This is a genomic window from Streptococcus fermentans (genome assembly GCF_040888305.1).
Taxonomy (GTDB): Bacteria; Bacillota; Bacilli; order Lactobacillales; family Streptococcaceae; genus Streptococcus; species Streptococcus fermentans.
On record NZ_JBFNFG010000005.1, the window covers coordinates 65178 to 78397 of the forward strand.

The 13220-nt window shown below is 42.0% G+C and carries 8 protein-coding genes; 6 read left to right on the forward strand and 2 right to left on the reverse strand.

The window, feature by feature from the left end; all coding sequences use genetic code 11:
* Positions 1-27: 27 nt before the first annotated feature.
* Entirely contained in the window at positions 28-1476 is a 1449-nt protein-coding gene (locus AB2B50_RS05960; RefSeq protein ID WP_320692724.1) for an APC family permease, read from the reverse strand.
* 424 nt (positions 1477-1900) lie between these two features.
* Entirely contained in the window at positions 1901-3985 is a 2085-nt protein-coding gene (locus tag AB2B50_RS05965) for a GH92 family glycosyl hydrolase (protein ID WP_320692725.1), read from the reverse strand.
* A 171-nt stretch (positions 3986-4156) separates the two neighbouring features.
* On the opposite strand from AB2B50_RS05965, the gene AB2B50_RS05970 reads away from it, so the two are divergent.
* From AB2B50_RS05970 to AB2B50_RS05995, 6 genes are all read left to right on the forward strand, one after another.
* Entirely contained in the window at positions 4157-5437 is a 1281-nt protein-coding gene (locus AB2B50_RS05970) for a glycoside hydrolase family 125 protein (RefSeq protein ID WP_320692726.1), read from the forward strand.
* A 241-nt stretch (positions 5438-5678) separates the two neighbouring features.
* Positions 5679-8324, forward strand: a complete 2646-nt coding sequence (locus AB2B50_RS05975; protein WP_320692727.1) for an alpha-mannosidase — start codon at positions 5679-5681, stop codon at positions 8322-8324.
* An 84-nt stretch (positions 8325-8408) separates the two neighbouring features.
* On the forward strand, positions 8409-9278 hold the full coding sequence (locus AB2B50_RS05980; RefSeq protein ID WP_320692728.1) for an ROK family protein: 870 nt from the start codon (positions 8409-8411) through the stop codon (positions 9276-9278).
* Positions 9272-11152 carry a beta-N-acetylhexosaminidase gene (locus tag AB2B50_RS05985; RefSeq protein ID WP_320692729.1) on the forward strand — a complete coding sequence of 627 codons (1881 nt, stop codon included), beginning with the start codon at positions 9272-9274 and terminating at the stop codon, positions 11150-11152. The genes AB2B50_RS05980 and AB2B50_RS05985 overlap by 7 nt, the downstream gene beginning before the upstream one ends.
* Positions 11153-11355: 203 nt before the next feature.
* Positions 11356-12285: an ABC transporter permease gene (locus AB2B50_RS05990; protein WP_049530327.1), complete on the forward strand. Its 930-nt coding sequence runs from the start codon at positions 11356-11358 to the stop codon at positions 12283-12285.
* Positions 12286-12298: 13 nt separating this feature from the next.
* Positions 12299-13219, forward strand: a complete 921-nt coding sequence (locus AB2B50_RS05995; RefSeq protein WP_006149055.1) for a carbohydrate ABC transporter permease — start codon at positions 12299-12301, stop codon at positions 13217-13219.
* Position 13220 lies beyond the last annotated feature (1 nt).

Here is a 13220-nt window from a genome sequence, read left to right on the forward strand (position 1 = left end):
GTGAAACTATCTAGCTAATAGTAGGATTTATTTGATTTGTTTCTTTTGTTCTTTTTTGGCAAGTACTGGTAGAATAACTCCCAGACCAATCAGAATAATTGGTGTCAAGATATTTGTAAGCAGAGAGAATTGCCAAGCAGTTGGATTCTCAGTATAGCTGATTTTTGGAACCATACCTAGGATACAAGCAAAGGCAGTGAAGAGGAAGCACCAAGTACCGATAACAAAGCCAATTTTAGGATTATTCACAAACTTGTATTCGGCATTTTTGTATGTTTTCCAAGCGCGATTAAGCATCATGTAGGCAAGGAATACCCAGAGATAACGCATTGGCATTACGATAGAATTGAGGTTGGTCATCCATTTTACAAGTCCGTCAATTTCCTGAATACCAAAAATTGGAAGGATGATGATAAGGCTAACGAGGACACCTGTAAGGAGGTAACCGTTAATGAGGACACCTTTTTCAGTACGTTTACGAAGCCAGCTTGGGATGTAGTTTTCGTCAGCGTTATTGAGTAGGATTTGTAATGGTGCGTCAATAGAGAAGGCAAGTGCCGCGATTTGTCCGACCATATTTGTAAGAGCGTAAATCACAACGAAAAGATTTCCAACTCCCCAAGAATTTCCTAACATTTGGAAGGCTTGATAAGCACCATTACGCATGAGGTCTTCAGGGATGTTATTACCATCAAATAGCATTCCCATTGCAACTGAACCAAGGATAGCAGAGAGTCCTACCATGATTGCCATGACAATCATGCCTTTTGGAAATTCTTTTGCAGGATTGCGAGTTTGATTCACATAAGGGGAAATTTTTTCACAACCACCAACTGCAAAGACCAGTAGTGAGATGGTTGTAAAATAAGAAAAATCAAAGTTTGGAATGTAGGTGCTCAGCTGATCCATGTGTGGTGTCGCAAACTGAATATCTGGCTTGATGAAAGGCAGACCGACAGCCAAAAGCACAAAGAGTAAAGACATAATCAACATGGCACTTCCTGCCAAGCTACCAATGACTTTCAGTGTTGTCAATCCTTTTGTAGAAAGGTAGAGGAAAAGTCCAAAGATTAGTAAACAGAGAATAACAATCCAGTGGATGTCAATCTGTTTTAGAAACTGTCCGTTACCTTGTAAGGCCCATCCAAGCGGAATCAGGATTCCTTGAGGTTTTTGTGCAAGATAAGGGATATGCACAACCCAGTAGGTCCAAGCGGCAAAGTAGGCGAGACGTTTGGTTGATGTTTTTTCAACCCAGTCACTAACACCGCTTCCGCTTTCCTTAAAGGTAGAACCTAGTTGTCCGACGATGAGTGAATATGGGATAAAGTAGAGTGCGAGGATTAAAACCCAAGATACGACTACTGAAATCCCCTGTTGAGAATAGTTGTTGACGACGTTTCCTAGCCCCCAAACCATGTTGAAGGCAATCAGAGAAACCATCAGCCAATTAAGTTGGTGTTGATCTTTTTTCATAATGTCTCCTTTTCTATTAGTATCAGTATATCATGTTTTTTTGAAAGCGCCTAACATAATTCGAAATTTCCTATAAAAAATGTAGGAGGATTTATCAGATGGAGTTTGTACTTGAGTAAAAGTTATACACAATCTGTGGATAACTTTGTGAAATAAAAAATTGTTTTCCAAATGTTAGTTTAGAAAAAAGAGATAGAATGTGTGAGTTGGGTACTAAGCTAGTCGGTTATAAAGACTGATAGAACAGTCTATTGAGGGTGTTTTACTTTAGAATGTCAAAAAAATGGTTGAGAGAAATCGTTTGGAAGTACATGAAATTGATTTGAAAGTTGATTGAAAGTTATGCACAATCTGTGGATAACTTTGTGGAAGATTTACTATAAATCAGAAAATCCCCTTGTACATGACAAGGGGATTTGATCGATTAGTGATTTGGTAACCAGCTGAGGGTAAAGTTGAGAGTTTGAGCATCTAGCAAATCCTGGTGACGGATACTCTGAACTTCTTTCTCATCCAGTTGACAGTTTTTTACAAAGTGGAAGTGTTCATGATTTTGTTGTGTACGAATATCAAGCCACTGATTTTTATCTGCCAGATAGACACGAAGGTGGTCAAAGAGTGGAATCCCAAGGTCATATCTTGCTTTTCCTGGGCAGGTCGGGTAAAGTCCAAGGGCAGACCAGACATACCAGGCAGATAGACTACCGTTATCCTCATCTCCTGGATAAGCATTCCAGCCAGCTCGAAAGGCTTTTTGACGGAGAGTCTTGATTAAGAGACTGGTGTATTGAGGATAATTGCTATAGCGGAAGAGATAAGGGATATGGAAACTTGGTTGGTTTGAAATGGCTAGTTGACCAAAAGGTGCAGTTGCCATTTCGCTCATCTCGTGAATTTCATATCCATAACCCGTCGTTTCAAAGAGCGGTAAACTTTGACAAGATTTTAAGAGATAGTTGCTAAAGACTTCTTTTCCACCCATTAGTTGACTAAGTCCAGAAATATCGTGTAAGACACCGAGACTGGCTTGGATGGCTGAACACTCAGCATAATCACGGCCCCAACTATAAGGAGAAAAGTCAGGGCGGAAGTTGCCATCTACATCACGCGCCCTCATATATCCTGTCTCAGGATCAAAGAGGTTTTGATAATTCTTAGCATATTGGGAATAGGTTTGGGCTAGCTCTTCATGACCCAATTTTGCTGCGCAAGTAGAGATACAAAAATCACTATAGGCATAGTCCAGTGTATGACTGACACTTTCATGGAAATCTGTAGATAGATAGCCTAGCTCTTGGTATTGGGCCATACCATGGCGTCCGTTGATAGCTTTTAGATCAGCCTTAGTCGCAGTTTCAAGCATAGCTTTGAGAAATTCCTCCTCAAGTTCAGGCGCCATATCTTTACAAGCACTATCTGCAATCAGACCATCAATCAAGGTGCCAGGCATCATTCCTCTTTCGTCAGGGGCAAGCCACTTAGGCAGATATCCAGTATCACGATAGCTATTGAGGAAGCCCTCAAGAAATTGGCGATAGTATTCCGGAATAATCAAGGCAAAGAGTGGGAAAGAAGTGCGGAAGGTATCCCAGAAACCATTGTTGGTAAAGAGAAGACCTGGTTTAACTGTTCCTGAAGCGAGGTCCATATGGATGCTTTCACCCTGCTCATTTACCTCATAAAATGTTTGCGGGAAGAGGAAAAGCCTGTAGAGGCAGTGGTCAAAAAATGTTCGGTCTACTGGACCAGTTTCCACGACATCAAAGCGACCTAGAAGATTTTCCCAATTTGTCTTGGCGTCTTGTTTTGTTTCTTCAAAATCCTGTTTAGGAAGATTAAAGAGGGCCTGTTCTTTGGAAATAAAGGAAGTTGCTAGTTGAACCTGATCTTCTGCTCCAGCGAAATCAATACGCAAGTCCTGTCCCTCTTGCTTGATAGATAGAATATCCTTAGAGGATGCGAGAGCAGTATACATGACGAGAGGGCTTTTATTGGTTTCGGTTTCACCTTCTTGTCTCAAGGTCATAGTTCGGTTATCGACTTGTTCAACTGTCAGTTCATCTGCTGCGTGAAGATAGAGGGAGAGGGCTTTTCCTTGTATCTGTCTTAGATGAATAGAAGCTCCATAGCAAGTAGGACTTAGCTGCGTTTCAATCTGATAACGCTCAGAAAAAATCTTTAGAAAATGAGGATTAAAAATAGCACGTTCAAGATTATAAGAAGATTGACGATGAAAGAGAGTATCGCCGCTGATTTCTCCTGTAATTGGTGTCAGCAAGAGCCAGGAGTAATCGCCAATCCAAGGGCTAGGCTGGTGGGTTAGTCGGATACCCTGAAAGATAGGAAGATGGGGGTCAAAAAACCATGATCCTTCCTGGTCACTAGTCTGGGGTACAAAGTAATTCATGCCAAAAGGCACACCGGTATAAGGTAATGTATTCCCCCGTGAAAAAGCATGTTTACTGGCTGTTCCAAAACGCGTATCAATGGTTTCAAGTATAGGTTTCATAGTAATTCCTTCAGTAGTTTTCTACATTATAACAGAAAAAGGAGACTTTTAGAAAGCGACTTCAAAATATAACAATTTTGTAGAAAAATGACTAACATTTGTGTATATATTTTCTGGACTAAAAGCTATATACTGAAAATGAAAATTTGTTTGAAAGAGGCAAAATAGTTTATGGTTTATTCAAAAGAAATTGTTAGAGAGTGGCTAGATGAGGTAGCAGAGCGTGCTAAAGATCATCCTGAATGGGTAGATATTTTTGAACGTTGCTATACAGACACTTTAGACAATACAGTTGAAATCTTGGAAGACGGCTCAACTTTTGTACTGACAGGCGATATCCCAGCTATGTGGCTTCGTGACTCAACTGCTCAGCTGAGACCTTACCTCCATGTGGCTAAAAGAGATCCTCGTTTACGTCAAACCATTGCTGGGTTGGTCAAACGACAGATGACCTTGATTCTCAAAGATCCCTATGCCAACTCCTTCAACATTGAAGAGAACTGGAAGGGGCACCACGAGACAGACCATACAGACCTCAATGGCTGGATTTGGGAGCGTAAGTATGAAGTGGATTCGCTTTGCTACCCTTTGCAGTTGGCTTATCTTCTCTGGAAAGAAACTGGAGAAACTAGTCAATTTGATGAAACCTTTGTTACAGCGACTAAGGAAATCCTTCATCTCTGGACGGTGGAACAAGATCATAAGAATTCGCCTTATCGCTTCGTCCGTGATACTGATCGTAAGGAAGATACCTTGGTAAATGACGGCTTTGGGCCAGACTTTGCTGTGACAGGGATGACCTGGTCAGCCTTTCGTCCAAGTGATGACTGCTGTCAGTATAGCTACTTGATTCCTTCCAATATGTTTGCAGTGGTTGTCTTGGGTTATGTCCAGGAAATCTTTGCAGAATTAAATCTAGTAGATAGCGAAAGTATTATTGCTGATGCCAAACGTCTCCAAACTGAGATTCAAGAAGGGATCGAAAACTACGCCTACACCACTAACAGCAAGGGTGAAAAGATTTACGCCTTTGAAATAGATGGTTTAGGAAATGCTAGCATCATGGACGACCCTAACGTGCCAAGTTTGTTAGCTGCTCCATATCTGGGTTACTGTGATGTCAATGACGAAGTTTATCAAGCCACTCGTCGCACCATTCTGAGTCCTGAAAATCCATACTTCTACCAAGGAGAGTACGCAAGTGGACTCGGAAGTTCACATACCTTCTACCGCTATATCTGGCCGATTGCCCTTTCTATCCAAGGATTGACAGCTACCGATAAAGCTGAGAAAAAATTCTTGCTGGATCAGCTCGTTGCCTGCGATGGTGGAACAGGTGTGATGCACGAAAGCTTCCACGTAGATGATCCGACCCTCTACTCACGCGAATGGTTCTCATGGGCCAACATGATGTTCTGCGAATTGGTTTTGGATTACTTGGATATTCGCTAATACTCTTCGAAAATCAAATTTAAACCACGTCAGCTTCGCCTTGCCGTAGGTATGGTTACTGACTTCGTCAGTTTATCCACAACCTCAAAGCAGTGCTTTGAGCAGCCTGCGGCTAGCTTCCTAGTTTGCTCTTTGATTTTCATTGAGTATAAGGAGCACGCTTTAGCTTCACTGATTCTTGTTAGAATTACAAGTTTATATTTAAAACATTAAAAATTTAAGTTAGAATGAGGTTTTACTCATGGAAAATGTTGTTGTACATATCATCTCTCACAGCCACTGGGATCGTGAGTGGTATTTACCGTTTGAAAGTCACCGTATGCAATTGGTGGAACTTTTTGACAATCTGTTTGATCTTTTTGAAAATGACCCTGAATTCAAGAGTTTCCACTTGGATGGACAAACCATTGTCCTTGATGACTATTTAGAAATTCACCCTGAAAACCGCGACAAGGTGCAGCGCTATATCGACGAAGGCAAGCTTAAGATTGGTCCATTCTATATCTTGCAGGATGATTATTTGATCTCCAGCGAAGCTAACGTCCGCAATACTTTGATTGGCCAAGCTGAATGTGCCAAATGGGGCAAATCTACTCAAATTGGTTACTTCCCAGATACCTTTGGAAATATGGGGCAAGCACCTCAAATCCTTCAAAAATCGGGTATCCACGTAGCAGCCTTTGGTCGTGGTGTGAAGCCAATCGGATTTGACAACCAAGTCCTTGAAGATGAGCAGTTCACCTCTCAATTTTCAGAAATGTACTGGCAGGGAGCTGATGGTAGCCGTGTGCTTGGTATTCTCTTTGCTAACTGGTACAGTAACGGGAACGAAATTCCAGTGGATAAAGATGAAGCTTTGGCTTTCTGGAAACAAAAATTGGCAGACGTACGTGACTATGCTTCTACTAACCAATGGTTGATGATGAATGGTTGTGACCACCAACCAGTACAGAGAAATATTAGTGAAGCTATTCGTGTGGCCAATGAACTCTTCCCAGACGTGACCTTTATTCACAGCTCCTTTGATGAATACGTTCAAGCAGTGGAAAGTGCACTTCCTGAACACCTATCAACAGTTACAGGTGAGTTGACTAGCCAAGAAACAGATGGTTGGTACACTCTTGCTAACACCTCTTCTTCACGTATTTATCTCAAACAAGCCTTCCAAGAAAACAGCAATTTGTTGGAGCAAGTAGTAGAACCTTTGACCATCATCACTGGTGGACATAACCACAAGGATCAATTAACCTATGCTTGGAAAGTGCTTTTGCAAAATGCACCACATGATAGTATCTGTGGATGCAGTATTGACGAAGTTCACCGTGAAATGGAAACTCGTTTTGCAAAGGTTAATCAAGTCGGGAATTTTGTTAAGAGTAACCTTCTCAATGAGTGGAAACATAAAATAGCAACTCACGAAGCGCAAAGTGATCACCTCTTTACCGTTGTCAACACAGCTTTAAATGACAAGGTTGATACAGTCAGTGTTGTAGTGGATGTTGTGACTTGTGATTTCAAAGAATTGCATCCAACAGAAGGCTACAAGAAGATGGCAGCTGTGACCTTGCCAGACTACCATATTGAAGATTTGGATGGCCATGTCCTTGAAGCCAAGATTGAAGACTTGGGAGCAAGTTTTGGTTATACTTTACCTAAGGATAAATTCCGCCAACCATATATTGCACGTCAAGTGCGCGTGACAATCCCAGTCCACCTTGCTCCGCTTTCTTGGACAAGCTTCCAATTGGTTGAAGGTCAAGTAAATCACCGTGATGGTATTTACCAAAATGGAGTCATTGATACACCATTCGTAACTGTGAGTGTAGATGAAGGAATTACAGTTTACGACAAGACTACAAACGAAGCTTACGAAGACTTTATCCAATTTGAGGATCGTGGAGATATCGGTAACGAGTACATTTACTTCCAGCCGAAAGGAACTGAGCCAATCTACGCTCAACTGAAAGGTTATGAAGTCTTAGAAAACAATGCTCGCTATGCTAAGGTTTTGCTCAAACATGACTTGACCATTCCAGTCAGTGCAGATGAAAAATTGGATGCGGAGCAAAGAGGTATCATCGAGTTCATGAAACGAGATGCAGGTCGTTCAGAAGAGTTGACAACCATTCCTCTTGAAACTGAGATGACAGTCTTTGTGGACAATCCACAGATTCGCTTCAAGACTCGCTTTACCAATACAGCCAAAGACCACCGCATTCGTCTCTTGGTCAAAACTCATAACACACGCCCAAGTAACGATTCTGAAAGCATCTATGAAGTTGTAACAAGACCAAATAAACCAGCAGCTTCTTGGGAAAATCCTGAAAATCCACAACACCAACAAGCCTTTGTCAGCTTGTATGATGATGTTAAAGGGGTGACAGTAGCCAATAAAGGATTGCACGAATACGAAATCCTTGAGGACGATACCATGGCTGTAACCCTTCTCCGTGCTTCAGGTGAGCTAGGTGACTGGGGCTACTTCCCAACACCAGAAGCCCAGTGCTTGCGCGATATTGAAGTTGAGTTTGCAGTAGAATGCCATCAAGCAGGGGAACGCTTCTCAGCCTTCCGTCGTGCAAAAGCCTTCCAGGTGCCATTTACAGCTCTTCAAGTTGCAAAACAAGAAGGTAGCGTTGCTGCAACAGGTAGTCTCTTCAACCATGCAGCACTGAACTTGCCACAAGTCTGCCCAACAGCCTTTAAAGTTGCTGAAAATGAAGAAGGATACGTCCTTCGTTACTACAATATGAGTCAAGAAAATGTCCGCGTGTCTGAAAAACAACAAACTATTCTTGATTTGCTAGAACGCCCATATCCAGTTCATTCAGGACTATTGGCATCACAGGAAATTCGTACAGAATTCATTCAAAAAGAAGAAATTTAATTTCAACAAGAAAACATAAACAGAAAGGAGGAGCGAAAAAGTAAGAACCAACTGCTGATTCGCTCCTTTTTACAGGTGAAAGCCATGACCCTTGCAACCATTGATATTGGAGGGACTGGAATTAAGTTTGCCAGTCTAACTCCTGATGGAAAGATTTTAGATAAGGCTAGCACACCAACTCCAGAGACTCTGGAAGAGTTGCTAGCTTGGGTGGACCAACGTTTGTCAGAACGTGACTATCGTGGGATTGCTATGAGCGTTCCAGGAGCCGTTAATCAAGAAACAGGTGTGATTGAGGGAATCAGTGCTATTCCATACATTCATGGTTTTTCATGGTATGAGGCGCTTGCTCATCACAAGCTTCCTGTCCATCTAGAAAATGATGCCAACTGTGTTGGACTTAGTGAACTGCTAGCTCATCCTGAGATTGAAAATGCAGCCTGTGTCGTGATTGGGACAGGAATCGGTGGCGCTATGATTATCAATGGCAAGCTACACCGTGGTCGCCATGGTTTGGGCGGTGAGTTTGGCTACATGACCACCATCGAACCAGCAGAAAAACTCAACAACTGGTCGCAACTAGCATCAACAGGAAATATGGTTCGTTACGTCATTGAAAAATCAGGTCAATCTGACTGGGATGGCCGCAAGGTGTACCAAGAGGCTGCGGCAGGAAATGCCCTTTGCCAAGAAGCCATTGAGCGTATGAATCGTAATCTAGCTCAAGGGCTACTCAATATCCAGTATCTCATCGACCCAGATGTGATTAGCCTAGGTGGCTCTATCAGTCAGAACCCTGATTTTATCAAGGGTGTGCACAAAGCAGTAGACTCCTTTGTGGAAAGATATGAAGAATATACAATTGCTCCAGTCATTCAAGCTTGCACTTATCACGCAGATGCTAATCTCTACGGTGCCCTTGTCAACTGGTTACAGGAGGAAAACCAATGGTAAGATTTACAGGACTTAGTCCCAAACAAGTCCAAACTATCGAAATATTAAAAAATCACATTTCTCTACCAGATGTAGAAGTGGCAGTCGCTCAGTCTGACCAAGCTTCTATTTCTATCAAGGGTGAGGGTGGCCACTATCAATTGACCTACCGTAAACCTCATCAACTCTACCGTGCCTTGTCTGTGCTCGCAACAGCTTTAGCAGAAGGGGACAAGGTAGAGATTGAAGAGCAGGCGGCCTATGAAGATTTAGCCTATATGGCGGACTGTTCGCGCAATGCCGTGCTCAATGTCGCATCTGCCAAACAGATGATTGAAGTCTTGGCTCTCATGGGTTATTCAACCTTTGAGCTCTACATGGAAGACACTTATCAAATCGAGGGACAACCTTACTTTGGTTATTTCCGTGGAGCATACTCAGCTGAAGAGTTACAGGAAATTGAAGCCTACGCTCATCAGTTTGATATGACTTTTGTCCCATGCATCCAGACCTTGGCTCACTTATCAGCCTTTGTCAAATGGGGTGTCAAAGAAGTGCAGCAACTTCGTGATGTAGAGGACATTCTCCTCATCGGTGAAGAAAAGGTTTATGATTTGATTGACGGAATGTTTGCGACTTTGTCTAAGCTACAAACACGCAAGGTCAATATCGGCATGGACGAAGCTCACTTGGTTGGTTTGGGACGCTATCTCATCTTAAACGGTGTTGTGGACCGTAGCCTCCTCATGTGCCAACATTTGGAGCGCGTGCTGGATATTGCAGACAAGTATGGTTTCCACTGCCAGATGTGGAGCGATATGTTCTTCAAACTCATGTCAGCAGATGGCCAGTACGACCGTGATGTGGAAATTCCAGAGGAAACGCGCGTTTACCTAGACCGTCTAAAAGACCGTGTGACCTTGGTTTACTGGGATTATTATCAGGATAGCGAAGAAAAATACAACCGTAACTTCGGTAATCACCACAAGATTAGTCAGGATATCGCCTTTGCAGGTGGTGCTTGGAAGTGGATTGGTTTCACCCCTCATAACCATTTCAGTCGTCTCATTGCTCTTGAAGCAAACAAAGCCTGCCGTGCCAATCAGATCAAAGAAGTCATCGTGACAGGTTGGGGGGACAATGGTGGGGAAACTGCCCAATTCTCGATCCTACCGAGCTTACAAATCTGGGCAGAACTCAGCTATCGCAATGATTTAGAGCGTTTGTCAGATCACTTCAAGACTAATACAGGTCTATCAGTTGAGGACTTTATGCAACTTGATCTTGCCAACCTCTTACCAGACCTACCACGTAATCTCAGCGGGATCAACCCCAACCGCTATGTCTTTTATCAGGATGTTCTTTGCCCAATTCTTGATAAGCACATGACTCCTGAACAGGACAAGCCTCACTTTGCCCAAGCAGCTAAAACTCTCTCTGACATTAAAGAGAAAGCTGGGAACTATGCCTATCTCTTTGAGACTCAGGCCCAGTTGAATGCTATTTTAAGCAGTAAAGTGGATGTAGGACGACGCATTCGTGAGGCTTATCAAGAGGATGATAAAGACAGCTTGCAACAAATCGCTAGAGAAGAACTGCCAAAACTCAGAAGCCAGATTGAAAACTTCCACAAGCTCTTTAGCCAGCAATGGTTGAAAGAAAACAAGGTCTTTGGCTTGGATACAGTAGATATTCGTATGGGTGGGCTCTTGCAGCGAATTAAGCGAGCAGAAAGCCGTATCGAGGCTTATTTGGCTGGTCAAATTGACCGCATCGAAGAATTAGAAGTCGAAATTCTTCCATTTACTGACTTCTACGCAGATAAGGACTTCGCAGCAACGACAGCCAACCAGTGGCATACTATTGCGACAGCTTCGACTATTTATACAACCTAGAAAAACTCTATTCAGGAAGAAAGTTTCTCGTGAAACCTATTCTTATATAAAAAAGTTCTCCACATAAAATAATTTGTGGAGTTTTTTCTATAATTAGTAGTTTAAACTATCCTTAAAATAAGAGTATACTATTTTTGTAAACGTTATCAAATCTAAAAATTGTGAGATTATCAAGTTTTAGAAAAATAAAAAGGGAGGAAATTATGAACAAGTTTTCAAAAACTTTGAGAGATAATTGGATTTTTCTCTTAATGGTTTTACCAGGGACATTATGGTTGATTTTATTCTTCTACATCCCAGTATTTGGAAATGTGGTTGCCTTCAAAGACTACCATATGACTGGTGAAGGATTCGTTCACAGTATTATAAATAGTAAATGGGTCGGACTAGATAACTTTAAATTCTTGTTTAGTTCCAAAGATGCCTTTGTCATCACTCGAAACACTGTCCTTTACAACCTTGGATTTATCTTTATCGGTTTGATCGTGTCAGTTGGTATCGCTATTATCCTTAGTGAACTTCGCTCTAAGCAAATGGTTAAAATCTACCAAACATCTATGTTATTCCCTTACTTCCTATCTTGGGTTATCATCAGTTTCTTTACAGATGCTTTCCTAAATATCGATAAAGGGCTTATTAACCACACCTTAGAAGCTCTTGGCATGAAGGGGATTAACTTCTACGCTGACATCAGTATCTGGCCTTATCTTCTCCTCTTCCTAGGAATTTGGAAAGGCTTTGGATACAGTAGTGTTATGTACTATGCAACAATCATGGGTATTGATCCAACCTACTACGAAGCAGCAACAGTGGACGGTGCTAGCAAATGGCAACGTATCCGCAACGTAACCATCCCTCAGTTAACACCACTTGTGACAGTATTGACCATCCTTGCAGTCGGAAACATCTTCCGTGCAGACTTCGGTCTCTTCTACCAAATCCCTCACAACGCTGGTCAGCTCTATAGCGTAACAAACGTATTGGACGTCTACGTCTTTAACGGTTTGACTCAGACAGCAGATATCGGTATGGCATCAGCAGCCGGTCTCTATCAGTCAGTCGTCGGTTTGATTCTGGTTATTCTATCAAACTTACTTGCAAGACGTGTTGATCCTAACTCAGCACTATTCTAGAAAGGAGGAGCATATGGCAAAAAAAATTCAAAAAGAAAAAATTGATAATGTTGGCATACACTCCTTCAGCAAGAAAGCAGATATCTTCTTTAGTATCATTTCTGGTTTGCTGGCCTTCTCTTGTATCTTGCCTTTCATCTTTGTCATCATTATCTCAGTTACAGATGAGAAGAGTATCGTTCAATATGGATATAGCTTCTTCCCATCACAGTTTGGCTTAGATGGTTTTGAGTTTTTGGCTCAGTTCAAAGATAAGATTTTACAAGCACTCTTTATCTCAGTGTTTGTGACAGTTGTCGGTACATTGACAAACGTCTTTATCACGACAACTTACGCTTATGCCATCTCACGTTCAACATTTAAGTATCGTAAATTCTTTACAATCTTCGCTCTTCTTAGTATGTTGTTCAACGCTGGTTTGGTACCAGGCTATATCGTAGTGACACAATTGCTTCACCTTGGTGATACCATTTGGGCCTTGATTGTTCCAATGCTTCTATCACCATTTAACATCATGTTGATGCGTTCTTTCTTCAAGAAAACCATCCCGGAAGCAATCCTCGAATCAGCTCGTATCGATGGAGCTAGTGAAGCTCGTATCTTCTTCCAAATCTGTTTGCCACTGTCATTACCAGGTATCGCAACGATCACACTATTGACAGCGCTTGGCTTCTGGAATGACTGGTTTAACGCCCTTCTTTACATCAAGAGTGATAACTTGTATCCGTTGCAATATTTGCTTATGCAAATTCAAAACAACATGGATTACATTGCTAAGTCAGTTGGTATGTCAGGACAACTTGCGGTTGCCCTACCAAAAGAAACAGGTCGTATGGCTATGGTCGTAGTTGCGACTGTTCCGATTGCGATCCTCTACCCATTCTTCCAACGCTACTTTGTAAAAGGTTTGACTATCGGTGGTGTTAAAGAGTAAG

What these genes read in the sequence shown, in the direction of transcription:
- AB2B50_RS05960 (WP_320692724.1), bottom strand. Translation starts at nt 1,476, where the DNA reads ATGAAAAAAGATCAACACCAACTTAATTGGCTGATGGTTTCTCTGATT.
- AB2B50_RS05980 (WP_320692728.1), top strand. Translation starts at nt 8,409, where the DNA reads ATGACCCTTGCAACCATTGATATTGGAGGGACTGGAATTAAGTTTGCC.
- AB2B50_RS05970 (WP_320692726.1), top strand. Translation starts at nt 4,157, where the DNA reads ATGGTTTATTCAAAAGAAATTGTTAGAGAGTGGCTAGATGAGGTAGCA.
- AB2B50_RS05975 (WP_320692727.1), top strand. Translation starts at nt 5,679, where the DNA reads ATGGAAAATGTTGTTGTACATATCATCTCTCACAGCCACTGGGATCGT.
- AB2B50_RS05965 (WP_320692725.1), bottom strand. Translation starts at nt 3,985, where the DNA reads ATGAAACCTATACTTGAAACCATTGATACGCGTTTTGGAACAGCCAGT.
- AB2B50_RS05995 (WP_006149055.1), top strand. Translation starts at nt 12,299, where the DNA reads ATGGCAAAAAAAATTCAAAAAGAAAAAATTGATAATGTTGGCATACAC.
- AB2B50_RS05990 (WP_049530327.1), top strand. Translation starts at nt 11,356, where the DNA reads ATGAACAAGTTTTCAAAAACTTTGAGAGATAATTGGATTTTTCTCTTA.
- AB2B50_RS05985 (WP_320692729.1), top strand. Translation starts at nt 9,272, where the DNA reads ATGGTAAGATTTACAGGACTTAGTCCCAAACAAGTCCAAACTATCGAA.